This is a genomic window from Microtetraspora malaysiensis, from assembly GCF_001528665.1.
Classification (GTDB): domain Bacteria; phylum Actinomycetota; class Actinomycetes; order Streptosporangiales; family Streptosporangiaceae; genus Microtetraspora_A; species Microtetraspora_A malaysiensis.
Genome location: NZ_BBYJ01000024.1, coordinates 35,953 through 58,357 on the forward strand (window position 1 = coordinate 35,953; position 22,405 = coordinate 58,357).

General features: G+C 68.9%; 25 protein-coding genes. 5 read left to right on the top strand and 20 right to left on the bottom strand.

Translation table 11 applies throughout. From position 1 onward, the window contains the following. Positions 1 to 127 precede the first annotated feature (127 nt). The 4 genes from hpt to dacB form a co-directional block, all read right to left on the bottom strand. Positions 128 to 685 carry a hypoxanthine phosphoribosyltransferase gene (gene hpt, locus AWQ71_RS28600; RefSeq protein WP_218001999.1) on the bottom strand — a complete coding sequence of 186 codons (558 nt, stop codon included), beginning with the start codon at positions 683 to 685 and terminating at the stop codon, positions 128 to 130. An 11-nt stretch (positions 686 to 696) separates the two neighbouring features. Further along, the gene (tilS, locus tag AWQ71_RS28605; protein ID WP_067138574.1) at positions 697 to 1,683 is read right to left on the bottom strand and encodes a tRNA lysidine(34) synthetase TilS; all 987 of its coding nucleotides are present in this window, start codon (positions 1,681 to 1,683) and stop codon (positions 697 to 699) included. 55 nt (positions 1,684 to 1,738) lie between these two features. Then, the gene (locus AWQ71_RS28610; protein ID WP_067138576.1) at positions 1,739 to 2,863 is read right to left on the bottom strand and encodes a zinc-dependent metalloprotease; all 1,125 of its coding nucleotides are present in this window, start codon (positions 2,861 to 2,863) and stop codon (positions 1,739 to 1,741) included. Positions 2,864 to 2,979: 116 nt separating this feature from the next. Continuing rightward, positions 2,980 to 4,359: a D-alanyl-D-alanine carboxypeptidase/D-alanyl-D-alanine endopeptidase gene (gene dacB, locus AWQ71_RS28615; protein WP_174550771.1), complete on the bottom strand. Its 1,380-nt coding sequence runs from the start codon at positions 4,357 to 4,359 to the stop codon at positions 2,980 to 2,982. Positions 4,360 to 4,448: 89 nt separating this feature from the next. Here dacB and AWQ71_RS28620 point away from each other — a divergent pair, with 89 nt between their 5' ends. Continuing rightward, positions 4,449 to 4,946 (top strand): inorganic diphosphatase, encoded by a 498-nt coding sequence (locus tag AWQ71_RS28620; protein ID WP_067138578.1) that lies wholly within the window; start codon positions 4,449 to 4,451, stop codon positions 4,944 to 4,946. Here the strand turns inward: AWQ71_RS28620 and AWQ71_RS28625 are convergent, their stop codons facing one another. From AWQ71_RS28625 to AWQ71_RS28655, 7 genes are all read right to left on the bottom strand, one after another. Continuing rightward, positions 4,947 to 6,053, bottom strand: a complete 1,107-nt coding sequence (locus tag AWQ71_RS28625) for a C40 family peptidase (protein WP_169806649.1) — start codon at positions 6,051 to 6,053, stop codon at positions 4,947 to 4,949. Positions 6,054 to 6,302: 249 nt separating this feature from the next. After that, positions 6,303 to 7,937, bottom strand: a complete 1,635-nt coding sequence (locus AWQ71_RS28630; RefSeq protein ID WP_157570628.1) for a hypothetical protein — start codon at positions 7,935 to 7,937, stop codon at positions 6,303 to 6,305. A 180-nt stretch (positions 7,938 to 8,117) separates the two neighbouring features. Next, positions 8,118 to 9,218 (bottom strand): saccharopine dehydrogenase NADP-binding domain-containing protein, encoded by a 1,101-nt coding sequence (locus AWQ71_RS28635; protein WP_067138978.1) that lies wholly within the window; start codon positions 9,216 to 9,218, stop codon positions 8,118 to 8,120. Between the two features lie 83 nt (positions 9,219 to 9,301). Continuing rightward, a complete protein-coding gene (locus tag AWQ71_RS28640) occupies positions 9,302 to 10,099 on the bottom strand; it encodes a hypothetical protein (protein ID WP_157570629.1) in 798 nt (265 codons plus the stop codon). 76 nt (positions 10,100 to 10,175) lie between these two features. Next, positions 10,176 to 11,786 (bottom strand): ABC-F family ATP-binding cassette domain-containing protein, encoded by a 1,611-nt coding sequence (locus AWQ71_RS28645; protein WP_067138587.1) that lies wholly within the window; start codon positions 11,784 to 11,786, stop codon positions 10,176 to 10,178. A 77-nt stretch (positions 11,787 to 11,863) separates the two neighbouring features. Then, positions 11,864 to 13,048, bottom strand: coding sequence for a WD40 repeat domain-containing protein (locus AWQ71_RS28650; RefSeq protein WP_067138588.1), 1,185 nt, complete (start codon positions 13,046 to 13,048; stop codon positions 11,864 to 11,866). After that, positions 13,045 to 13,524, bottom strand: coding sequence for a SigE family RNA polymerase sigma factor (locus AWQ71_RS28655; RefSeq protein WP_245658537.1), 480 nt, complete (start codon positions 13,522 to 13,524; stop codon positions 13,045 to 13,047). The genes AWQ71_RS28650 and AWQ71_RS28655 overlap by 4 nt, the downstream gene beginning before the upstream one ends. A 337-nt stretch (positions 13,525 to 13,861) precedes the next feature. On the opposite strand from AWQ71_RS28655, the gene AWQ71_RS40675 reads away from it, so the two are divergent. Together AWQ71_RS40675 and AWQ71_RS28660 are read left to right on the top strand one after the other, a co-directional pair. After that, positions 13,862 to 14,683 (top strand): Fic family protein, encoded by an 822-nt coding sequence (locus AWQ71_RS40675; RefSeq protein ID WP_169806650.1) that lies wholly within the window; start codon positions 13,862 to 13,864, stop codon positions 14,681 to 14,683. A gap of 38 nt (positions 14,684 to 14,721) precedes the next feature. After that, on the top strand, positions 14,722 to 15,102 hold the full coding sequence (locus tag AWQ71_RS28660) for a PPOX class F420-dependent oxidoreductase (RefSeq protein WP_067138590.1): 381 nt from the start codon (positions 14,722 to 14,724) through the stop codon (positions 15,100 to 15,102). Positions 15,103 to 15,119: 17 nt separating this feature from the next. Here AWQ71_RS28660 and AWQ71_RS28665 read toward each other — a convergent pair whose 3' ends face one another. Continuing rightward, positions 15,120 to 15,824, bottom strand: a complete 705-nt coding sequence (locus tag AWQ71_RS28665; RefSeq protein WP_067138592.1) for an N-acetyltransferase — start codon at positions 15,822 to 15,824, stop codon at positions 15,120 to 15,122. Positions 15,825 to 15,885: 61 nt separating this feature from the next. Continuing rightward, positions 15,886 to 16,512: a DedA family protein gene (locus AWQ71_RS28670; RefSeq protein WP_067138594.1), complete on the bottom strand. Its 627-nt coding sequence runs from the start codon at positions 16,510 to 16,512 to the stop codon at positions 15,886 to 15,888. 84 nt (positions 16,513 to 16,596) lie between these two features. Here AWQ71_RS28670 and AWQ71_RS28675 point away from each other — a divergent pair, with 84 nt between their 5' ends. After that, positions 16,597 to 16,929 (top strand): cupin domain-containing protein, encoded by a 333-nt coding sequence (locus AWQ71_RS28675; protein ID WP_067138596.1) that lies wholly within the window; start codon positions 16,597 to 16,599, stop codon positions 16,927 to 16,929. 90 nt (positions 16,930 to 17,019) lie between these two features. Here AWQ71_RS28675 and AWQ71_RS28680 read toward each other — a convergent pair whose 3' ends face one another. The 4 genes from AWQ71_RS28680 to AWQ71_RS40680 form a co-directional block, all read right to left on the bottom strand. After that, positions 17,020 to 17,358 carry a transcriptional regulator gene (locus tag AWQ71_RS28680; RefSeq protein WP_067138598.1) on the bottom strand — a complete coding sequence of 113 codons (339 nt, stop codon included), beginning with the start codon at positions 17,356 to 17,358 and terminating at the stop codon, positions 17,020 to 17,022. Continuing rightward, a complete protein-coding gene (locus tag AWQ71_RS28685) occupies positions 17,355 to 17,933 on the bottom strand; it encodes a hypothetical protein (RefSeq protein WP_067138601.1) in 579 nt (192 codons plus the stop codon). The genes AWQ71_RS28680 and AWQ71_RS28685 overlap by 4 nt, the downstream gene beginning before the upstream one ends. 342 nt (positions 17,934 to 18,275) lie before the next feature. Next, complete coding sequence (locus AWQ71_RS28690) at positions 18,276 to 18,857, bottom strand: CHAP domain-containing protein (protein WP_169806651.1); 582 nt, start codon at positions 18,855 to 18,857, stop codon at positions 18,276 to 18,278. Positions 18,858 to 19,341: 484 nt separating this feature from the next. Continuing rightward, positions 19,342 to 19,503 (bottom strand): nitroreductase/quinone reductase family protein, encoded by a 162-nt coding sequence (locus AWQ71_RS40680; RefSeq protein WP_169806652.1) that lies wholly within the window; start codon positions 19,501 to 19,503, stop codon positions 19,342 to 19,344. Between the two features lie 79 nt (positions 19,504 to 19,582). Between AWQ71_RS40680 and AWQ71_RS28695 the strand changes: the two genes are divergently transcribed. Continuing rightward, positions 19,583 to 19,969 (top strand): winged helix-turn-helix transcriptional regulator, encoded by a 387-nt coding sequence (locus tag AWQ71_RS28695; RefSeq protein ID WP_067138605.1) that lies wholly within the window; start codon positions 19,583 to 19,585, stop codon positions 19,967 to 19,969. 258 nt (positions 19,970 to 20,227) lie between these two features. Here AWQ71_RS28695 and AWQ71_RS28700 read toward each other — a convergent pair whose 3' ends face one another. The 3 genes from AWQ71_RS28700 to AWQ71_RS28710 form a co-directional block, all read right to left on the bottom strand. Further along, a complete protein-coding gene (locus tag AWQ71_RS28700; RefSeq protein ID WP_157570630.1) occupies positions 20,228 to 21,148 on the bottom strand; it encodes a DUF8094 domain-containing protein in 921 nt (306 codons plus the stop codon). A gap of 273 nt (positions 21,149 to 21,421) precedes the next feature. Next, positions 21,422 to 21,802, bottom strand: a complete 381-nt coding sequence (locus AWQ71_RS28705; protein ID WP_218002000.1) for a tail fiber domain-containing protein — start codon at positions 21,800 to 21,802, stop codon at positions 21,422 to 21,424. Positions 21,803 to 21,828: 26 nt separating this feature from the next. After that, complete coding sequence (locus tag AWQ71_RS28710) at positions 21,829 to 22,017, bottom strand: hypothetical protein (RefSeq protein ID WP_067138609.1); 189 nt, start codon at positions 22,015 to 22,017, stop codon at positions 21,829 to 21,831. Between the last annotated feature and the right edge of the window lie 388 nt (positions 22,018 to 22,405).

Sequence of the window (22,405 nt, forward strand, 5' to 3'; positions counted from 1 at the left end):
ACACCGGGCCGCCGCATGCGGTAACTGCAAGAGCGGCTCCGGCTTTACCTTTCCAACGTACGTCACGCAATCCGTGTTCCCTACCTGGGAGCGGATCGCCTCAGCGCAAGAGGACTTCGCTCAGGGCTTACTCGCCGCCGTATACATGCGGGGCGAGGGTGCCGATGAACGGAAGATTGCGGTACCGCTCCGCGTAGTCGAGCCCGTAACCGATCACGAACTCGTTGGGAATGTCGAACCCGAGATACGTCACGTCGATCGGGACCTTGACCGCATCCGGCTTGCGAAGCAGCGCGAAGATCTCCAGCGACGCGGGGTTGCGCGACTTCAAGTTGTTCATCAGCCAGGAGAGCGTGAGCCCCGAGTCGATGATGTCCTCGACGACGAGCACGTGGCGGCCCTCGATGTCGGTGTCGAGGTCCTTCAGCACCCGCACCACGCCGGACGACTTCGTGCCCGCGCCGTACGAGGACACGGCCATCCAGTCCATCTGCACCGGAACGTGCAACGCCCTGGCGAGGTCGGCCATGACCATGACCGCACCCTTGAGGACGCCGACGATCAGCAGGTCCTTACCGTCGTAGTCGGCGTCGATCTGGCCGGAGAGCTCCTTGATCTTCGCTTGGAGCTCGTGTTCCGGAATGAGGACGCTCAAAAGGTCCTTGCCCATGTCGGCAGCATCCACCTGCGGATTCCTTACGCGAGGTTGTTCCCAGTAGCAAATATCAGGGTGCCATAGCGCCGGACCGCTCCCACCCCCCCGGGTAGATCGACCCGCTTCTGCCCCCGCCAGGCCGTGAGCAGCCGCTCCACCTCGTCGATGTGCACCGCGGCCAACGCGGACGCGGGCGCGCCCGCCTCGACGGCGGCCCGCTGGATCACCCTCCGCCGCACCGCCCCCGGCGCCTTCTCCAGAACGGCCACCGCCAGCGGCGCCCCCGGCCCGGTCCGCGATTCCGCCAGCACGGCGTCGGCCCACTCGTCCAGGGCGTCGGCGTCGTCGCGGCACAGGCGGGCGGTGCGGGCGAGCGCCTCCGCGACGCCCGGCCCGAGCGCCGCCTCCAGGACGGGCATGACGTCGTGCCTGACCCTGACCCGGGTGAAGGCGGGATCGCTGTTGTGCGGGTCGTGCCACGGTTCCAGGCCGAGCGCCGCGCACGCCTCCTCGGTCCTCGCCCGGCTCAGCCCGAGAAGCGGCCTGCGGTACAGCCCGGACACCGCGGCCATCCCGGAGAGCGACCGGGTGCCGCTGCCGCGCGCCAGCCGCAGCAGCACCGTCTCCGCCTGGTCGTTCAGCGTGTGCCCCAGCAGCACGGCCGTCGCCTCCAGCCGCCGGGCGGCTTCCGAGAGCGCCGCGTAGCGGGCCTCTCGGGCCGCCGCCTCCGGCCCGCCCTCGGTGCCCACGGTGATCGGCAGGGCCAGCGCCGGGTCGAGGCCGAGCTCCGGCGCGAGCCGTACGAGATCGCGGGCGCGGGCCGCGGAGCCGTCCTGCAGGCCGTGGTCGACGGTCAGCAGCCCCGCGCGCAGGCCCATGCGGGGCGCGGAGAAGCCGAGGGCCGCCGCGAGGGCGAGCGAGTCCGCGCCGCCGCTGCACGCGGCCAGTACGAACGCCCCGGCGGGCAGGTCCGCGAGCGCCAGCCGTACGGCACGGCGGACGTCGGCGACGGCGGGATGGGGGCCCATGAGGCCATTGTGTCCGCCGCGTGGCCGTACGGAGAAAACGCCGGGCGTTGCGGGGTCAGGCGCCGGGACCGGCGGCCTCCGTGCCGGCCGAGGGGTCCCGGGGCGGCGCGTTCTCGGGCGAGGCGAGCGAGTGGGTGCCGAGGACCCGGCTCATCCACGCCTGGGGAGCGGTGATCTCCTCCTTGGTCGGCAGTGTCTCGGGTGACGTCCAGACCCGGTTGAAGCCGTCCATCCCCGCCGTCTCGACTACGGTGCGGACGAAGTGGGAGCCCTCGGCGTACTGCTTCATCTTGAGCTCGATGCCGAGCAGGCGCCGGATGAGCTGGTCGATGCGCGACCCGCCCTCTCGGCGGCGCTGGAACCTGGCCCTGATCTCGGCCACCGACGGGACGACGGACGGGCCCACGGCGTCCATGACGTAGTCGCCGTGTCCCTCGACCAGCGTCATCACCGCGGTGACCCGGTCGAGCACGGCCTTCTGCTCGGGGGTCTGGATCGCCTCGATGAGGTTGCCGTCGCCCCCCTTGATGGCATCGGCGACCGCGTCCGAGGCGGCGCGCAGCCGCTCGAGGAGGGTCGTCAGGTCCATGTCGGAGGCGAGCAGGAAGTCGGTCATCTGGGTCCGGACGTACTCGCGGAGCCAGGGGACACCGGTGAACTGCACGCGGTGGGTCTCCTCATGGAGGCAGACCCAGAGACGGAAGTCACGGGCGTTGACCCCCATCTCGCGCTCGGTGTGCACGATGTTGGGCGCGACCAAGGTGAGCCGTCCCGTCGGCGCGTGGCCGTCCGGGTCCGGCGGGAGGAACAGCTCGTACTGCCCGAGCACCCGGGAGGCGAGGAACGCCAGGACGGCGCCCACCTCGACCCCGGTGATCCGGGAGCCGACCGCTCCGACGATCGCCGGCATGTTGGGCGACACCTTCTGGGTCAGGGGCTCGAAGACCACCTTGAACCCGTCCACGTTCGCCCGGATCCACCCCGGCCGGTCGACGATGGTCGCCGCCTCCGGCGGCGCCGAGTCGATGCGGGTGAAGTCCCGAACGTGCCCCTCGGCCTCGCGGGACAGCCGCCTCAGCTCGGCGACCGCCTGTCTGGCTTCTTCCCGGCTCACCTGTGGCCCCGGGCGCACGAGACGCACGCCGGTCGCTACGGCCAGATCCCAGTCGATCACCTGCATACAACCACCGTACGTTCTCCTCCCACGCCATGCGCGCGAGGGGCGCGCCTCCCCGGCTCCGGCTCGTGGGGTGTCCACGAGCTTTGGCCGGGTCGGTCAACGTCCGCGACAGCGCTCTAGCTCTGGGCGACGATCGTGGCCAGGCGGTCGAGGGCGCCCACGGCCGCCCAGGGATCGGGCACGTCGTCGGCCATGAAGGCGAAGGCGAGAAGCCGCCCGTTCGCGGTGGAGGCGACCCCGGCGAGGGTGTTCACGCCGTTGAGCGTCCCGGTCTTGGCCCGGATCAGCCCGGCGCCGGCCTCGGATCCCGGCCGGTCGTAGCGGTTGTGCAGGGTGCCGGTGAAACGGGCGATGGGCAGCCCGCTGACCAGTGAGTGCAGATTCGGGTTGCCCGGCTGCGCGGCGAAGGCGAGCAGCCGGGCGAGCGCGGTCGGCGTGATGCGGTTCCTGATCGACAGGCCGCTGTTGTCGGTGATCGTGATGTCCTTGTCGAGGCCGGACCTGGCGAGGACGCGGTGGACCGCCGCCGTCTGCCCGGCGAAGGTGTGCGGGAACCCCTCCTTGATCGCGACCTGGCGGCCGAGCGCCTCGGCGAGGTCGTTGTCGCTCATGGTGAGCATCCGCTCCACCAGGGCGTAGAGGGGCGCCGATTCGACCCGGGCGAGTTCCCCGGCCTGTGCCGGGGCCGTGACGGACTTGACGTCCTTGTCGACCTTGATGCCGTACTTGCCGAGAAGCGCCGCGAAGGCGCCTGCGGCGGCGCGCGACGGGTCGGGGACCCGGGCGTTCTCACCGGGCGCGACCCGGCCCTCGTCGATGGTGAGCGCGGTGACCGTCGAGGCGCTGCCCTCCGGCACGTACGTCGGCTTCCAGCCGGGCGGGGTCACCGGCCCGTCGAAGAGGGAGTCGTCGTACCCGAGAGTGACCGATGTGATCTTGGCGGCCTTGAGCGCCTTCGCCGTACGGGCGGCCAGGGTGGTGAGCGAGGCCGGCTCCGGATAGACGTCGCGGCCCTTCTTCGGCCCCGCGAGAGTGGGGTCGCCGCCGCCGACGAGGACGATGGAGTTCTGCTTGGCGCCGGTGACGACCTTGGTCGCGAAGGTCGTGTCGGGGTCGAGGGAGGAGAGCACGGCCGCGGCCGTAACGATCTTGGTGGTGGACGCGGGCGTGAGGGCGACGTTGGAGCGACCGTCGAAGAGCGTGGCACCGCTCTCCACGTCGATGACGACGCCGCCCAGGCTGCGGCCGAGCGCGGGGTCACCCAGGGCATTGGTGAGCCGTGCGGTCAAAGTACCCTTAGCGGGAAGAGGCGCGTCCCCAACCGCGGCCAGCACCGCGCCCGCGGTGATGATGGGGGTGGGGGTCGGTTTCGGTGACGCGACCGGAACCGACGGTCCGCGGGTGGCCTTGGCGTACATATGGACGCCTACGGCGACGACGAACACCTGCAATAGGGCGAGGGTGGCCAACAACACCCATCGCTCTCGTCGCACCATGTCACCTCTTGTCGCGCCAAATGGGATATACGCCTACGAGACATTAACGCCCCCCGGGATGCCGGGAGAGCTTGAGTGGAGGAACCGTAGTGGAGTTCGACGTTGTCGTTGAGATTCCCAAGGGGCAACGGAACAAGTACGAGGTGGACCACGAGACCGGACGCATCCGGCTGGACCGCCTGCTTTTCACATCCACTCAGTACCCCGCCGACTACGGCTTCATCGAGAACACGCTCGGCGAGGACGGTGACCCGCTCGACGCGCTCGTCCTGCTCCAGGAGCCGACCTTCCCCGGCTGCCTGATCAAGTGTCGCGCGGTCGGCATGTTCCGCATGACCGACGAGAAGGGCGGCGACGACAAGGTCCTGTGCGTGCCCGCCACGGACCCGCGCATGGAGCACATCCGGGACATCCATCACGTCGCCGAGTTCGACCGGCTGGAGATCCAGCACTTCTTCGAGGTCTACAAGGACCTGGAGCCGGGCAAGTCAGTCGAGGGCGCCAACTGGGTGGGCCGGGTCGAGGCCGAGGCCGAGATCACCAACTCCGTGAAGCGCTTCCAGGAACAGGGCCACGAGCACGCCTGATCAGCTCGGCCTGGTGGCTCCGACGAGGTCGGGACGCCAGATGGGCGCGATGCGCACCACGTCCCCCGTCTGGGGGGCGTGGACCATCAAGCCCCGCCCGATATAGAGGCCGACGTGGTGAATCGACCCCGGATCCTGCGACAGGCGACCGAAGAAGACCAGGTCTCCCGGCTGGAGTTGGGCGATCGGTACGTGTTGCCCCGACTGCCACTGGGTGCCGGTCCAGTGGTCGAGATCGACCCCCGCGCGGGCCCACGCCCGCATGGTCAGCCCTGAGCAGTCGAAGCTCGACGGCCCCGCCGCCGCCCACACGTACGGCTTGCCGAGTTGCTGGAGCGCCCAGCTCGCCGCCACGCCGCCCGGACCGCTCCCCTCGGCGGCCGTCCACGACGGGGCCTTGAGCGCGGCCCGCGTGCTGACGGTCCGCAATTGGGCCTGTCTGCGCGCATCGCGGGCCTGCCGTAACCGGTCCACCCGGGAGCGGGCGGCGTCGAGGCGCTGGGAGATCTCCTCGGTCGTCTGTTTGATCTCCGCCATCTGGCGCTCCTGCTCGGCCACGGCCTTGGCCGCCGCTTCCTTGGCGAGCCTGGCCTCATCGGCATGCCGCTCCTGGTCGTCGTACGCCCGGGACGCCTGGGTGTGGACGATGCCGAGCACGGTCTGGGTGTCGGTCAGGTTCCGGAAGCTCGCGGCCTGCTCGCTGCCGAGCTGGCTCAGCACCCCGGCCCGCCGCATGAATCCATCGAACCCGTCGCCCCCCGTCATCATGGCGAGGCCCATCTCGCCGACGCTCATGTTGTTCGCGTAGCGCTGCGCGGCCACCGCCGCGACCGGCTTCCTGGCCTCCTCGACCTCGGTGCGCGCCTGGTTCAGCCGCTGCGACACCTGGTTGTACGCCCCTTCGGCCGAGCGCAACATGACGAGCCGGCCGTTGTACGCCTCGACGAGTCGCTCGACCTCAGCGTTGAGCTCGGCCAGACGGGCCTTGGCTGCGGCGTAATCGGCCTGGGCTCGGCCGAGTTCCTTGGCGCGGGCGCTGACCTGCTCGCGCGCGTCGGAGATCTTTCCTGCCGGTTGTCCTGGATCGGCGCCCGCCGGAGTGGCCAAAGTGAGAATTAGCCCGCAAGTGAGCCCGGCGACGTGCCCGGATGCGATGCGGAGTGGCATGTTGACCCCTTCCGTTTCACCACTCCCAGACTCCCCGAGAATAACTCTGCGTACACACTAGGCTCACCGAATGTAATCAATGCGAACGGAAAATTCTCGACGGCATTCTCGGGCAATTCCGGTTACGACCGGACGGCACGGAAAAAGGGCCGCTTTATCCTTTTGGTGGGATAACGACGGCGGACGGGATTATCCGATCGACGCCGATTCCGCAGGGGCCGGAACGGCGGACGAAGCGTTCCGGGAGCCATCGCCGGCGCGGCCTCCCGGACGCTCCGAAGACCTTGCGGCCCCTTCCGCGACGACCGGCCGCACGGACTCCTCCGGCAGGGCGGAACGAGCGGGGCGAGCCGCCCGCGCCGCCGGGGTCGGCGTGCTCGACGCGCTCGGCGTCGCGGACGGGGTGGGGCTCGCGGCCGGGGTACGGCTGGGCGACGGCGACGGCGAGCGCTCGGGCGGGCAACTGCGCTGCGGACGGGGATGGCGCTGGTGTTCGCGACTGGGCACCGAGGGATCCCCGGGATCGTCCGAAGTGGGCGACCCGCTCGGCGAGTCCGACGGATCCGGCAGCGGAGAGACGTCGTCGGACGGGCTCGCCGACGGCCGCGCCGACGGCGTTCCCGCATGTGACGGCCGGGGCGTCGGCGTGGCCGATGCCCCCGACGCGGAGGGCGACGGCGTGCTGCCCGCTCCGGCCCCCGCGTCCGGACTGGTCCGTACGGCGGGCCCCTCGTCCTCGTCGCCACGCACCCCTGCCGTACGGGCCGGGTCGCGGTCGAGGATCGGGGTCAGGATCATCGGCCGATCCCGGGGGGTGGCCTTCCACGGCACCTTCAGCCCGGGCGGATCGCCGGCGCCGGGGAACGCGTCGGACGCGATGCCGACGATCCGGTCCTCCGGACGGCCGGCGAACTGGTTGAACGACATCAGCACGAGCCCGACCGCCGCTACGGTCGCCAGGGCGCCCCCGAGCGCCCGCGGCCAGACCCGGCCTCCGCCGCCCGACGGGAATCCGGCGGAGGTGAGCCGCCCCACCCGGTTGGTGACATAGCGACGGTAAGCGACCAGATCGGGGTCGGCGAAGCAGCTCATCACCCGTACCCGCACGGTGTCCGGCAGGGTCGCCTCGGGCAGCAGGCCGAAGACCTTGGCCAGCGAGACGTGCCGCACGCGATGAGTGGCGCAGGTGTCGCATCGGGCGATGTGGCGGGAGATCCGTTCGCGGATCTCGGCGGTCAACTCGCCGGCGAATCCGGTCAGGATCTTCGCCCTGCGGGGGCAGTCGTAGGGCCCCTTCCGCACCAGGATCTCGACCGTGACCGCGTCGCTGAGACGCTCGGTCGCGGCCTCCTGGAGGCCGTCGGCGTAGCGCTGGCCGGTCCCGAGGACGGTCGCGAGGTCGGCGCCGGTCAGGCCGTGCCTGCTGGCGAGTTCGAGGACCTCCCGGTCCTCCGGGGCCAGGCAGCGGGTGGCGTGCCAGGCGACGACCCGCAGCTCCGCGTCGGCGGGATCGGACAGCTGGGGCACGAGCACGGTCGAGAGGTCGGTGCCCGGCGGCTCGGCGCCCTGCGGGGTGCGGCGGCGCAGGCACTCGCCTCGCGCCAGAGTGTAGAGCCAGACGCGGAACCGCTCCGGGTCCGCCAGCGAGCCGACCAGTGCCTCCGCGGCGATCAGCGTGTCGCGCAGGGCGACCTGCGCGCTGTCCGGGCCGCCGAGCATGACGAGGCAGTATCGGTAAATCGCTTCGGCATATGTGTCGTACAGCGCGGCCAGGGCGCCCGGGTCCCGAGCCCGCAACGCCTCGACCAGCACGCGGTCATCCATGTGGCCGAGAGTAAATGATTAATAACTAGCAGTTCTACCGATTCCCCAGAACGAGCGCAAATGATATTGGCGCTCCCGCCTCATACAATGGGAATCGCGTTTTGTCCGCCTTGTGGCATCTCGTCACCGATTTTCCCGGTGGGAATTTCCCTATTCAGTGGCATGCGGCGACAATTATCGCTAGGCAGGCGAAAGGTGCAATCCGGCGCCGGAGCAGCCGTCGAGCAGAGCGTCCAGCCCGAACGCCTCGACCGGCCCGAGCGCCCCCGTCCCCTTCACGCCGTCGGCCAGCGCGGTCGTCGCCGCCCAGGCCAGGATGCGGGCGGTGAAGTCGTACGGGTCGCCCCCGTCGAGCTGCACCGAGGCCAGCAGCCGGCCATCCTGGTTGTACGCCTCCGCCACCGTCTGGGACGAGATGCCGACATCGACGGCCCTGCCGCGGTTGCCGAGCCGGATTACCCGGTCGGCCATCGCCTCCGTCACCCGCTTGGCGCCCGGCAGCGCGGCCAGCACCGGCGTCGCCCTGGCCAGCACCCCCGCCGCGCGCGTCAGGCCGCCGAGCCAGCCGAGGTAGACGTTCACCTCGCGCAGCCCCGGGAACGCCCTCGGCAGCGCGAAATGCTCCGACGCGCCCATCGAGATGCCGTGGCGGCGCCGCCCGCCCACCGCGAACTGGCGGGTGCGGCCGTGCTCGCGGACGATGCGGCCCTCACGGAAGCCGTACATGGGCTCCAGGACGACGCCGAGAGCGGAGGCCCTGGTCCCGGCGCTGGCGCGCTTGGCCATGTTGCCCCGGACGAAATAGCCGACGTCGACCCGGACCGCCTCGGCTCCCGCCTTCCGCAGCGCGAGCGCGGCGGCGACGTTGCCGGGCACGTAGTCGTACCCGAACGCGGTGATCAGCGCGGCCTGCCGGGTCGCGGCGGCCGGGCCGTACCGCTGGAAGATGCGCTTGATGAACGTCGGCTCGCCGGCCGAGTCGAGGTAGACGGCCCCCGCCTCGGTGGCGGCGGCGACCGCGCCCTCGCCCCACCGGGCGAAGGGGCCGACCGTGGAGATCAGGACGTCACCGGCGTTGAGCAGCCGGGCCAGCGACTCGGACCGGCCGGCGTCGGCGACCGCCGTGGGGAGCGCCACCGGCAGCGACGCGGCGAACGCGTCCAGCCGGGTCTGGTCGCGCCCGACGAGGAGCGGCCGGGCGCCCAGCATCAACAGCGCCTGCGCCGTGAGCCTGCCGGTGAACCCGGTGGCCCCGAACAGCACGATCCGGGAGGTGGTCATGCCGTTACGGTAACTCGCCTCGGAATTCAAGATCCACAGTGGGTCGGCGCCGATCCTGGGCTCCGGGACGGTCACGACGCCCTTCATGGCCGCCGGTCGCCTATCGGCGGATACCCGCGGTCCTTGGCGAACGGCTTGGTTGTGGGCTTGGTCACATTGACGGGGACCGTCCCGCCCGCGACCAGTTCCTCGTACGGCTTCGCCGTCGCACCCCAGGTCCTGACCGTGATGTCGGTGTCGGCGACCTTCCCCTTGACGCCGCTCACGGTGATGACGAAACGCCGCTTGAGCTCGGCCCGGACATCGTCGACGAAGGTCGTGCCGCCTCCGAGCAGCCGGCCGGCCTCGTCATGGAGCAGCGCGGTGACGACCAGGCTGTTCGCGACCTTGCGGAACGGGTCGCTGATGTAGCCGGTGACGAGGTAGGAGCCGGGCTCCAGCGGCTCCGTCGCCACATCGGACACCGGGAACCGGCGGAACGACGACGGAATCCGGGCCGCCGGATGCCACGACGCGGGACGGTAGTCGATCTTTACGCTCGCGGGCTTGACCTTCGCCACCGCCTGGCCGGTGAACGCCAGGGAACGGCCCGGCGGGACGGCGTCCAGCGGCTGCTCCATGCGGAGGACCTCTTTGCCGGAGCCGTCGCGGGCGCTGATCAGGGCGACCGCGTTCTCCCCGAAGTGCCACCGGTTGGCGTTGCCGAGCACACCCGCCCAGGTCACCAGGTATCCGCTGCTCGACTTGTCGATCGAGGACGCCTGCTCCTTCAGCGTGAGCGGGGCGAGCTGCTTCTTGTTCTCGCTCGTTTCACTGCACCCCGCCGCCACGACCACGACGACGAGGGCCATTGCTGCTGCCATGCGGCTGCGCTGAGTCACTTAGCCGTCATAACCCGGTGAATGGGACGCGACCCAACGGACACGCGCGAGCGTACGAACTCTTTAGGATCTTCGCCTATCTCGGGCGGACCACCCGGGTTTCATCCCAAACGGGCTCAGGGGCCTCATATACCCGCCCGTCCGATCCGAAGACCAGGAAGCGGTCGAAGTCCGCGGCGAACCATCGGTCGTGGGTCACGGCGAGCACGGTGCCGTCGAAGGCGTTCAGCCCGGCCTGCAACGCCTCCGCGCTGGCCAGGTCGAGGTTGTCCGTCGGCTCGTCGAGGAGCAGCAGCGTGGCGCCCGACAGTTCGAGCAGGAGGATCTGCAACCGCGCCTGCTGCCCGCCCGACAGCGTCTCGAACCGCTGCTCGGCGACGCCGCCCGCCAGCTCGTATCGGTCGAGCGCCTTCATCGCCTCGTTCTTGAGCTTGGCGTGCTCGCTCATGACGATCTCGCACGGCGTCCGCTTCAGCAGCTCGGGCCTGGAATGCGTCTGGGCGAAGTGCCCGGGGACGACGCGGGCGCCGAGCCTCCCCACACCCGTGTGCCGTACCGCATCCCCGGCGATCAGCCGGAGGAAGTGCGACTTGCCCGAGCCGTTCGAGCCCAGCACGGCGACGCGCTCGCCGTACCAGACCTCCAGGTCGAACGGCTTCATCAGGCCGGTGAGTTCGAGGTTCTCGCAGATGACCGCGCGTTTGCCGGTGCGGCCGCCCCGCAGACGCATGCTGATGAGCTGGTCCTTGGGCGCGAGCTCGGGCGGCCCCGCCTCCTCGAACCTGCGCAGCCGCGTCTGCGCCGCGTGGTAGGCGCTGGCCATGCTGTCGTTGTAGGTCGCCTTGTTCTTCAGCATGACCACCAGGCGCTTGAGCTTGGCGTGCTCCTCGTCCCAGCGGCGGCGCAGCTCGTCCAGGCGCTCGTTGCGCTCCTTGCGCGCCTCGGCGTACGTCGCGAACCCGCCGCCGTGCACCCAGATGTTGCCGGACTCGACGGTGACGATCCGGTCCGCCGCGTTGGCCAGCAGCTGCCGGTCGTGAGAAACGAGCAGGACCGTCTTCGGGGTCTCCCGCAGCGCCTGCTCCAGCCAGAGCTTGCCTGGCACGTCGAGGTAGTTGTCGGGCTCGTCGAGCAGCAGGGTCTGGTCGGGGCCGCGGAGCAGCGCCTCCAGCACGAGCCGCTTCTGCTCGCCGCCGGACAGCGTGTTGACCTCGCGATATTTGCACCTGTCGTACGGCACGCCGAGGGCGGCCATGGTGCAGGTGTCCCACAGGACCTCGATGTCGTAGCCGCCGGCGTCCGTGTAGTCGGTGATCGCCTGGGCGTAGCGCATCTGCGCCTTCTCGTCGTCCCGCTCCATCATCACGAGCTCGGCCGCGTCCAGGCGGGCCGCCGCCTCCCTGACCCGGACGGGCGCGACGCTGAGCAGCAGGTCGTGGACGGTGCGGCCGTCGCGGATGCTGCCGATGAACTGCCGCATCACGCCCAGCCCGCCGGAGTGGGCCACGGTGCCCTCCACCGGTTGGAGATCGCCGGCGACGAGCCGCATCAGCGTCGTCTTACCCGCGCCGTTGGGCCCGACGAGCGCTGCCTTGACACCTTCTCCGATGCGGAAGGACACATCGTCGAGCAATGGCCGCCCATCGGGCAGCACATAGGTCAGATGCCCGATCTCGACGTGTCCCACGGCATTTCCCCTTCGCTGGTCCTCGCGCAGAGTATCGACCGCTTTCACGAGTGGGCATCCCAATTTCCCGGCCCCGGCTACCAGGCCGCGAACATCTCCTGCAGCGACGCGTCGGGGGACTCGGGGTCCGGAGAACGCTCGCCGCCGGTCTCCGGGCGGACGAGGACGGTCGCCTGACCGTCCTCCAGCCTGCTCAACGGATACACGTTGCCCATGATCAGGAGATGCCGCCCGGTGGCGTCATAGCGGATCAGGGTCCACTTGGCGACCGTTCCAGCGGTGTTCTCCGCGGTGAACAGCGTGCGCGTTCTGGTGCCGTCGGCGACCGAGTACTCCTCGATGGAGAAGCGCTGCGGCGCCTCGCCGTCCGGCTGTGAGAAGGGGCCACCGACCGCGATCGTGCGGCCGTCCGGGTTGATCGCCGCGCCCACCGGAGATTCCACACCGCGTACGACAACGCGACTGCCGGCGAGCGTGTCCCCTGCAGCCGCGGTGTCAAGGACGCGGACCTCCGAGCCGGCCACGAAGGCGAGCGTACGGGCGTCGGCCGCCCACGACAGGCTCTCGATGCTCTCGGAGGCGTCCGCCGACCAGCTACGCGTCTTGCCCGCGGTCAGATCGACGATCGCGAGACGAGCGCCGGAACACCGGACCTTCCCGGCGCACTGAAAGCCGTAGGCCAGACGGGCACCGTCCTGCGTCACGGCCAGCGAGACGACGGCACCGGCACCGGTCACGGGAGGGATCACGTCCGGCGCCATTTCGGCGGTCTTTCCCCGATCGTCCACGCGCAGCCGGTAGAAGCGTGTGGTGCTCACCATCGTCTTGGGCTCCGTCACGCTCTGGGCCACGTAGAACGTCGTGCCCTCTCCTGTACCGGCGAGCACGTATCCCCCGGGGTTGAACAGGCGGTTCCCCTTCGGCGTGGGAGGCATCGCGACCCGCTCGGTGATCTTGCGGGTGCCGCCGTCATGGATCGACAGGCCGTCGTCTCCCGCCGTCAGCAGGAAGCGCGGAGCCGACGGCGTACCTCCGGCGCCGGGCCATACCGTGGGCGGATCACCGAGCCCGGCCACGACGGTGAGGCTCACCACCACGACAGCCAGCGCCGCCATCAGCGGGGCCAGCACGAGAGTCCTGCGCAAGCGCGGGCGGGCCTCCGGCCGTGGGACCTCGCCGGAAGGACGCAGAGCCTCGGCACGTACGAGCTCCGCACCTGCGGCGAAGGCGTCACGGAGCTGCTCTTCGATTCGCTGGGTCATCGGCCCTCCTCAAGTTTTTCGGCGAGCGTCCTGAGCGCCCGTGCTGTGGTCGACTTCACCGTTCCGCGGCTGACCCCCATGACCGCGGCCGTCTCCGCCTCGGAAAGATCGAGGTAGTAGCGCAACACCACCGCCTCACGCCGGCGACGTGGTAGATCGCGAACGGCCGCGAACACCTCCCGGCGGGTCTCCCCCAGCAGGGCCGAGGACTCGGCGGACCAGAACGGGACTTCCCGGTCGATGCCGAACCGCCGGGCGATCGCCCGGCGGCGGTGAACCGCACGGCAGCCGTTGAGCACCGCGGTGCGCAGGTAGGGCAGCAGCTGATCGCGATCGGCCAAGCGCCTCCAGCGGCGATGGACAGCCGCGAAGGCGTCCTGAACAACGTCCTCGGCCGTCTCCTGGTCTCCTACCAGGAGAAAGGCGAAACGGACCAGCCCAAGACGGTGGGCCGCGAACAACTCGGCGACGGTCACATCCGGAGAAGCCCGCACCACGTGGAGTTCCGGTGGAGGCTCCTCCGTCACATTCCTGATCTCAGTCGGCATGCCCACTTCATGCGCGTGCCCCCGATGAGGTTGCTTCGGGGCACCGACTTCTTCCCCGCCAAGCGCCGACCCGGCCGAGGTCTTCGGGGCCGAGCAATCCGGGCGAACTGAAATGTTCCAACCCCTGGGCCATACGAACGGTTAGTTGCTAAGTGTTCGTATGGCACGAAGGAAGGAACACTCCGGCCCACGCCCACCCGGCCTGTCTGCGGCAGCCTCAACCCCCGACCCCAACACCGCCGAGGTTCTTGGAAACATCCGGACGATGGAATCAGCCCTCGAGCTCGCGGACGCGCCGAGAATCCGTGTAGAGGACATACTGACCCTCCATCGGAAGTTGCTCGATGGAACTCGGGACGAGCACTTCGGCGGACAGATCCGGACCGAGCAGAACTGGGTCGGTGGGACCGGGATGTCGCCGTGCACAGTCGATTTCGTTCCTCCCCCACCCGATCGGGTCCGTGATCTCTTTGAAGACTTGTGCGCTTACACATCAGGAGACGAACATCCCGCTCTGGTCCAGGCAGCCATCGCCCACGCTCAGTTCGAGACGATCCATCCGTTCGTAGACGGCAACGGCCGCACAGGGCGGGCACTCATCCATCTGATCCTCCGGAGACGAGGGCTGGCGCCCCGTTTCGTCCCGCCGATCAGTCTGGTTCTGGCGTCACACGCCATCGGCGCCTGCATCGATCGTTTTGTCGCGGACACCACTCGGGCCGTTATCGACACAGACCGCTTCGGCGCGGAGCTCAGCACCATGGAAACGGAATGGCGGAAGAAGCTGGGGAGGGTTCGTGCGGGGTCATCCGTCGATCTCCTTCTGCGGGTGCTCCCCTCCGCTCCCGTACTCACAGCCGCCACCGCCGCCGATCTGATTGGACGATCCACGCAGCGCGCCAACGACGCCGTCAACCAGCTTGTGACAGCGGGCGTGCTCAAACAGACCACCATTGGAAGACGCAATCGCGCGTTCGAGGTACCCGATCTCATCAACGCTCTCACGGGATTCGAGCGAGCCCTCGCCAGCCCTCTAGGTGACACCCGCCAGGCGCCACCCGCGCGCCCGGTCCCCTATCGCGCATGACGGTTATCCCCTCCTCGGGCGGCGCGTACGGTGCTGACATGACAACCGTTGAACGGCTCGGCGCGGGACAGTACGTGTCGCTGGTGACGCTGCGGCGCGACGGGACGCCGGTCGCGACGCCGGTCTGGGTGATGCGCGACGGCGACGCCCTGGTCGTCTGGACCGTCGCCGACTCCGGCAAGGTGAAGCGCATCCGCCGCAATCCGCAGGTCACGGTGGCGCCGTGCGATGTACGGGGCCGGCTGCGCGGTGACGCGGTGCCGGCCAGAGCCGAGCTGCTGCCGCCCGAGCAGGGTGATCACGTCCGTGAGCTGCTGATGAAGAAGTACGGACTCCTCGGCAGGCTGACCATCTGGGGAAGCCGGCTGCGGCGGGGCCGCGCCGGCACCGTCGGGGTGCGCATCACCCTGTCACCCTGATCCCCGTCGTCGGGCGATCAGATGACGACGGTGATAAAGGTCTCGGTCACTACGAAACCGAGCCTCTCGTAGATCCGTTTCGCCGGGTTGGCGTGGGTAACGGCCAGCCCGAGCGTGGCGAGCCCGGACCGGGCGGCTCGGACCTGGACGGCTCGCAGGGCGAGTGCGCCGGTTCCGGGCGGCGCCTCGACCGGGTGGCGGAACAGGTGGGAGATCCAGGGCTCCCCTCGGAAGTCGTTGACCACGACTCCCGCCACGACCGTGTCACCGGCGTCCACGACAAGCAGGCTGCACGGCAGGACCGGCCCGATCAGCCGCCCCTCCAGCAAGGGGGCGAGATCCTTGCCAATCGTGTCATCGTCATCGGTGGGGCGATCGGGGTGGCCGGGCGGGTAGGCCGCGAGGAGCGCCGGAAGGACCTGCTCCGGGGCACGGTCACAGGGCACGAACCGGAACCCCTCCGGTGCTTCGACCTCGGCCGGTTCCACCTTCTCCAGGTCACAGGACATGACGTGGGCGTGCCGCAATACACGCGCGCCCCGCGCGAGCAGTTCCTCCGCCAGCTCCGGCGCGGCCGAGACCGCCCAGCCGCGCATTTCGGACATGATGACGTCGGCGGCGCCCGGGCCGATCACCTCGACCTCGTCCGCCCAGGGGCGTCCGTCCCTGACGCCTTCGCGGTAGCTGATCGCGCCTGCCATGGTTTTGCGTTCTTCGTCCATTCCGCGATCGTCCAGCCCTCGGGGTACGGCGGGCAACAGAATTTCGGGCCACGCGCCGCCGTCATGCTTTGCGGCGGCGCAGGTGGCGGACCAGATGCCACGCGGCGACGGCGGCGACCACGAGACCGAGGGCGATCCAGGCGTAGTTCTGGTAGCGGCCGATCATGTTGTAGATGGCGCCGATCCTCTTGCCGGCGAAGTACGCGGCGCCCGCCCAGACGCCCACCCACAGAACGGCGCCGATGGCGTTGCACACGAGGAAGCGACGCCACGGCATGCCGGTGGTGCCCGCGACGAGGCCGTTGACCTGACGCAGCCCCTCGATGAACCGGGCGATCACCACGATCTTGGCTCCGTGGCGCAGGAAGAACCTCTCGGTCGCGTGGAAGCGCTCCGGGGTGATCAGGACGTAGCGACCCCAGCGGTGGATGAGCCTGCGGCCCCCGACCCGGCCGATGACGTAACCGATGTTGTCGCCGACGATGGCCGCCGCCAGGGCGACGAGAACAACGAAGTAGATATTGAGATGCCCGGCGCCCGCGTAGACAGCGGCGGCCACGAGGATGGTCTCGCCCGGAGCGGGGACGCCGAAGTCCTCCAGGAGGATCAGCCCCGCGACCGCGGCGTAGCCGTACTGGTGCAGGAGCGGAGCCAGGTCGGCCAGCGGCCCCGGCAGCGGTGGGCGCATGCGAGAACTCTACGTCCGCGCAGATCAGAGACACCGCAGCGCGGAGACCGCCGTCGCGGCGCGGACTGCTGGCACACTGTCGCCATGCGGAAGATCTCACTCGGCACGCTGGCCCGCGACCACCTGGAGCGAGCGGCCACCCGGTCGGCGGGACGCAGCGCGGAGACGGTCTACGGCGGGCCCGAACACGTCCTGCGCCAGACCCTGCTCACCCTCGCCGCCGGCGCCTCCCTCGCGGAGCACGAGAACCCCGGCGAAGCGACGCTGCTCGTCCTGCGCGGGCGGCTGGTGTTGCGCAGCGGCGACGACTCATGGGAGGGGCGCGCCGACGACCTCCTGGTCATCCCGCAGGCACGGCACAGCGTCGAGGCGTTGGAGGACACCGCGTTCCTCCTCACCGTCGTGCAGCGTTCCTGACCGCGTTCGCCGTAGGGCCGAGCGACCGCGTTCGCCGTAGGGCCGAGCGGGCCGAGCACTTCGCGGCGCCGACGGCGCATCGCAGGTTGGTCAGGGCTCGGCGTGGTGGGTCTCGGCCCAGGCACGTGAGCGTTCTTGCAGGTCGTTGAGGCGCCCCCAGTGCGCCTCGACGGACCGCCGACCTGATTCGGTGAGGCCGACCCAGGTTCGCGGGTGCTTGCCGGCGAACTCCTTGCTGATCTCCACCAGCCCGCCCGCCTCGAGCTTGCTGAGGTGGGCGGACAGATTGCCCTTGGAGAGGCCGGTGAGCCGCTGCAGGAACAGGAAGTCGGCCCGTTCGCAGGCGGCGAGAGCGGTTGTGATCGCCAGCCGAGCCGGTTCGTGGATGAGCTTGTCCAGCCCGGCCAGCTCTTCGAAAGGCGCGCTCACCGATTCCGCCCCTGCCCCAGGGTGCGGCGGAGCAACAGGTGGCCCCACCCGGCCAGTACGGCGACGCCCCCGTTGAAGAGGATGATCCAGTTCTCGGTGTCCGACAGCGGGTGCGGGCCGCCCGGACCGCCGAGCGGGGCCAGGCTAAGGGCGAGACCCACGCAGCCGATGAGCAGGAAGGCCGGGGCGAGCGGCCGCTGGAACCAGGCGCCGGCCAACGCCCCGGCGGAAAGGATCACACCTTCCAGACTGATGGGGAGGTGCAGGCCGGCCGCGTGGACCAACACGACCGCGGTGATGAGGCCCGCGGCGGGCCAGAGAAGAAAGGTGTCGCGGGTCTTGCCGGAGCGCGGCTCGACCTGGCCGTACGTGCGACGGTAATGAGCGTTCGCCGCGAACGTGGCCGCCACCGCGATCACGGCAACCATCGGCACGATCCACCCGCTGATCCAGCCGGCCGCCCATGCCATGGCCACGCCACAGCCGACGACCACCGGAAGTATGGCCAAGCCTTGCAGAACCTCGAAGTGGGCGGTGACGTAGCGGACGCGCTCCAGTTCGGCTCGACTGACCATGGCGGGCTCCAATCCCGGGATCGACCAACACGTCGAGCCTAAATCTATACAAACCGGTTTGCAATACAAACCAGTTTGCGTCTTCATGGGCCCTTGGGTGACGATGCCGGCCCCGGCCCTGGAGCCGCCGAGGTTCGAACGTGGCGGCCCCGGCGGGATCGCTTCGCAGGGGCATGGGCGCATCGGGCCGGCCGGTTTCACAGAGCGCGCCCCGCCCCTTGTGACCACGGCCGGCCGATGCGGCGATCAGGACGAGCCGCCAGGCTGGGAGCCGGGGCTCCCAGCACTCCGGTTCTCAACCGGCCCAGCATGTTGCGGCTTGCGCACAGGGACCGCTCGCGCCTAGCGGCGGTAGTAGTCCGCCGCCGTGTAGCCCATATTTGCCCTGATGCTGACATTTCGGCAGTTCTTCTGCGTGAAGAGTGACCCGCCCTGGTTGGCGCCGCGGAATTTGACGATCCAACCAGGCGAGTCCCAGGTCACCGACTCGACGATGGCGATGTGCCCATAGCGCGGATAGTAGGTGTCCTTCCACACGGCTACATCACCCTTCCTGGGCGCCATGCCGTGCCCGACATACTTGAACCCGTTCTGCTTCAGGACACCCCCCATGTCGGTGGCGTTCCTCATCTGTCCGGTCAGCCCGTAGTACCGCTGCACGAACGCGACGCACTGGCAATCTACGACGGCCGCCGCACTGACATCCGACTCGTCGATGATGTCGGTGCCGACCCCGGCAGCCGGTCCGCTGTCGTCGCCCTCAACCGAGGCGATGGCTTGGGCGCTGTGAGCGCCGGTGCCGGCAGACGCCGGTTGGCCAAACTGCGCGAACACCAGTCCGAACGCGATCGTCAGCGCCGCGGTACGTGGCAGAAGACCGGGAAGGGTTCTCGATGATGAACCGCCGCTACCCGTCAGTGCCATAAGAGCATCTCTCCCCATGAGGCTTGAATGATCACGACGGCGAAACGGTATCAGCGATACAGGAAATTTCGCCCAGAAAGCACCCCTTTGGGTTCCTGACGACCTCTGAACAGTCAGCGACATAATCTGACAGAGAGTCCGGAAAAGATAGATAAGTGATGAAATGCCGCAGACAGGTGGACCGCCTGGAGTTTGGCCATCGGCGCGGCGAATTCGTCGGAGAAAGCACCGGTGACGGCGGGGCGGGCGCCCGGCGACCTGCCACGGTCAACCCCGACGCCCACCTGCCTGATTCCGGGCAAAATCGACGCGCTCCGCGCTGCGAATGGGAGCCGAGGATCCGCGAGCAGCCGGGGCGAAGCTCACCCGGCCGTCCGTCGAGGTGACGCGTTCACCGGATCTTCGCGAGATCGATGATCACGTACTCGTTCCCCAGCGGGTAGGCCACAAGGCTCCTACCGCCTACGGACCCCAACGCCCGTCGTCAGACACGTTCCAGGAGGACCACGAGGATCTCGCGCGTAGTTTGCTCCTGGTAGACCGCATACTGCGGCATGGCCGACACGATCAGGCGCCACAGATGTGGACGCTCTGCCGCGGTGGCGGGGCGCGCTCGTGCGGTGAAGGTTTCCGTACCGACCTGCACGGTGACACATACTCCCAGCCGATTCCCGGACGCTATCCGGGGCCGCGGTTACCGCCGGGATACCGGCTATCGTGAGGCCATGAGGGAACCCCTGCCCGCCGACATGTTCGACGAGCTGTGTCCGTCCTCGCTCAATCCGATCCGATTCGGTGACAAGTGGGCGCCGCTCATCATCCGCTGCCTCGAGCACGGGCCGCGCCGGTTCTCCGAGCTACGCGTGCCGCTGAGGCGCGTCACTCCCAAGGTCCTCACCCAGTCGCTGCGGTCCCTCGAACGGGACGGCCTGGTCAAGCGCACCGTCTACGCCGAGGCCACCCCGCATGTCGAGTACGAACTGACCCCGCTCGGCCGCAGCATGCTCAAGCCGATGGCGGTCGCCTGCGCCTGGGCGGCGGAGCACTGGGACGAACTGCTCGACGCCCGCGAGTCGTACGACAACGCCACCCAGCTCGACCGCGTCGGCTGACGCGGTGGGGAACGGCCCCACACGTATCCGCTGCCCTGATCACCTCGTTCGCCATTTGCTTTCGATCACGACTGCCGGTCTGCCAGGCTCGCCGCATGGCGGTTTCGCAGCAGCTCGTCCGGGTTCCTGAGCCCCGGCTCGCCGGCTGCCGCCGGTCGGTCGAGGAACTGCACCGACTCTGCTCCTTCGAGCTGGCTCCTCGCGCGGATCATCTCGATGTGGACTGGGCGCCCGCGCCTTTGCTTTGTCAGCAGGCCTTTACGAGAACCAGCTTGCGCCGAGTTCCTGGATGGTCTTACTGCCCTTGGGCACCAGCAGTGCCTCGCTCAGCACATTGTTGACGCTCTTGGAGTCGTTGAGCAGGGCGAACAGGAAGAACGAGCCGCCACTCGCCGTACGGAAGCCGAAGACGGAACCGTAGCCGGCGAACCCGACATACAACCCCTTGTTGACCTCGGGGAACGCCTTGCGACTGTAATTGTTCTTGGCCAGGCGGTAGCCGGAGTCGCCCTCCTTCTTCCTCTCTCCGTTCCAGAAGTTCTGGTACTCCTCGGCCACGGCGCGCGCCACGGCGTTGTCCATGTCAGTGACATAGCCGTCGGCGTCGAGCAGCGGCTTGGGCATCTGCTGGCCCCAGTGAATCGGGGTCGCGACGGCCAGCCTGAAGGACTGCCCAGGGGAGCGGAAGAACCCGAGCACGTGCGGGCGGTCATGGCCCTTGGTGTCCTTGTAGGTCGCCTGCGCGATGAACCAGTCACCGGCCGATGGCTGCTGCTCCGGCCTGGGCAGGTAGACCGTCGGGGCGCCGGTCAGGTTGATCGGCTTGTGCTCCGGCTTCCATCCGTAGTCCTCACGGCTACGTTCGAGCACGCCCTCGTGCATTGCCCCCTCGATGAACAGCGCGTCAATCCGGGCGTTCGATCGCCACCACTTGCGCTTCTTGAGCACCGCGTTGTACTTGGCCGCCCACTGCCGCATGGCCTGCCTGGCTTGGGGGATTGTCAGGGCCGTCTTGGTCGCCGAGGGAGTGGGGGCGGCGCTCTCGGAGGGCGTGGCGCCCGACGACGGAGGCAGCGAGGTGGCATGTGAGGTGACCGGGGTCGGCGTGGGCGCGTCGACGGGCCAGACGAACACGCCAGGGACCGCACCGCAGCCGGACAGGCTCAGAACAAGAGCCACGATCAGCAGTATCGCGCGCACCGACAACGCCCCCAAAGGCAGCACAAAGGCATGACAAAGAGAACGTATCGGATTAAATCTGCCGAAAACTCCGTCCATACAGTTCAAGCGCGATGCGAGTACGCGTCGACCCCCGGCACGACGGGGAGGAGCGGAAGGAGATCCTCAAGAACGCGGGAGTGCGTGACGCCCGCGTTCACGACGGCCGCCACACAGCGGGAACACTCCTGATCGACAATGGTCGGGAACCCGTGCCGGGGCAGTCGGGCCAGGTCAGCCGGTCCGCGACGGGTTCTGCTGGCCAGGCCCGGATGTTGAGGCGATACGGCGGAGCTCATCGACTTGGTTCTGCAGGTCAACGACGAGCCGGTACAGGGTCTGGATGGCGACGAGAGCTACCCCGTTGGCGTCGACGGCCGGGATGCGGGTATCCGGCTGTCCGAAGTCGAAGGCGGCCTTCCAGTCCTGGGCCATCGGCCCCAGATGGCGTACCCCGTCCGGCTCCCACTCGTACCGCCACGTGCTGACGGGCAGCTCGGCGACCTTGGCGAGGATCTCGTAGCCGTTAACAGCGCTGGGATATGGCTCCGGCGGAGCATCGTCTCGATGGTCTTGGAGCGGCTGCGTAGCCGGCTGGTTATGTCGGTTACGCAACCGCATGAACGCTGACAGCTTCAAGATCAACGATCCCACTGCACGGGGACGATGTCGCGCTTGATGTTCCGGTCGCTGAAAAGAAGGGAGCCGAGGGGCACGAAGTGGACCTCCGCGCCGACACCGACGTCGGCGCTGGCAGCGGCGGCGGTGACCACGATAGTGCCGGCGGTGACGGCGGTGGACGTGGCGAGGAAACGAATGATCCTGCGCATGGAGCCCTCCCGAGGGACAGAGATCAACAGACTTGGCTACGCAGAGTACGTGATCGACTTCGGATCGCGCATAGTTTTCCGTCTGTCGAGCGAAGCAGAGCCGTTCAGGATCACTCGCCGACCAAGCCGGTAGCGGCGGCAGCCGACCCGGGTGTCGCGGCCACGAGCAAACCGCTCCTCGCGCTCGCAGCCGGCCAGTTCCATGACCGCACATCAAGTCGCGCCGTACTGGTTGCGTGAAACCGCAACTCGAACCGCACCCGGAAACGATCACAGGGCGTCTCCCGGATGGGAAACGCCCTGATCATTAATGGAGCCGCCTTGGGGAATCGAACCCCAGACCTACGCATTGCGAGAAGTAATCAAGTCGTCCACGAGCGTCCACGGA

What these genes read in the sequence shown, in the direction of transcription:
- AWQ71_RS28690 (WP_169806651.1), bottom strand. Translation starts at nt 18,857, where the DNA reads ATGGCACTGACGGGTAGCGGCGGTTCATCATCGAGAACCCTTCCCGGT.
- AWQ71_RS28695 (WP_067138605.1), top strand. Translation starts at nt 19,583, where the DNA reads ATGAGGGAACCCCTGCCCGCCGACATGTTCGACGAGCTGTGTCCGTCC.
- AWQ71_RS28630 (WP_157570628.1), bottom strand. Translation starts at nt 7,937, where the DNA reads ATGGATGACCGCGTGCTGGTCGAGGCGTTGCGGGCTCGGGACCCGGGC.
- AWQ71_RS28610 (WP_067138576.1), bottom strand. Translation starts at nt 2,863, where the DNA reads ATGCAGGTGATCGACTGGGATCTGGCCGTAGCGACCGGCGTGCGTCTC.
- tilS (WP_067138574.1), bottom strand. Translation starts at nt 1,683, where the DNA reads ATGGGCCCCCATCCCGCCGTCGCCGACGTCCGCCGTGCCGTACGGCTG.
- AWQ71_RS28665 (WP_067138592.1), bottom strand. Translation starts at nt 15,824, where the DNA reads ATGGACGAAGAACGCAAAACCATGGCAGGCGCGATCAGCTACCGCGAA.
- AWQ71_RS40675 (WP_169806650.1), top strand. Translation starts at nt 13,862, where the DNA reads ATGGAATCAGCCCTCGAGCTCGCGGACGCGCCGAGAATCCGTGTAGAG.
- AWQ71_RS28710 (WP_067138609.1), bottom strand. Translation starts at nt 22,017, where the DNA reads ATGCGCAGGATCATTCGTTTCCTCGCCACGTCCACCGCCGTCACCGCC.
- AWQ71_RS28650 (WP_067138588.1), bottom strand. Translation starts at nt 13,048, where the DNA reads ATGACCCAGCGAATCGAAGAGCAGCTCCGTGACGCCTTCGCCGCAGGT.
- AWQ71_RS28660 (WP_067138590.1), top strand. Translation starts at nt 14,722, where the DNA reads ATGACAACCGTTGAACGGCTCGGCGCGGGACAGTACGTGTCGCTGGTG.
- AWQ71_RS28675 (WP_067138596.1), top strand. Translation starts at nt 16,597, where the DNA reads ATGCGGAAGATCTCACTCGGCACGCTGGCCCGCGACCACCTGGAGCGA.
- dacB (WP_174550771.1), bottom strand. Translation starts at nt 4,359, where the DNA reads ATGGTGCGACGAGAGCGATGGGTGTTGTTGGCCACCCTCGCCCTATTG.
- AWQ71_RS28685 (WP_067138601.1), bottom strand. Translation starts at nt 17,933, where the DNA reads ATGGTCAGTCGAGCCGAACTGGAGCGCGTCCGCTACGTCACCGCCCAC.
- AWQ71_RS28635 (WP_067138978.1), bottom strand. Translation starts at nt 9,218, where the DNA reads ATGACCACCTCCCGGATCGTGCTGTTCGGGGCCACCGGGTTCACCGGC.
- AWQ71_RS28670 (WP_067138594.1), bottom strand. Translation starts at nt 16,512, where the DNA reads ATGCGCCCACCGCTGCCGGGGCCGCTGGCCGACCTGGCTCCGCTCCTG.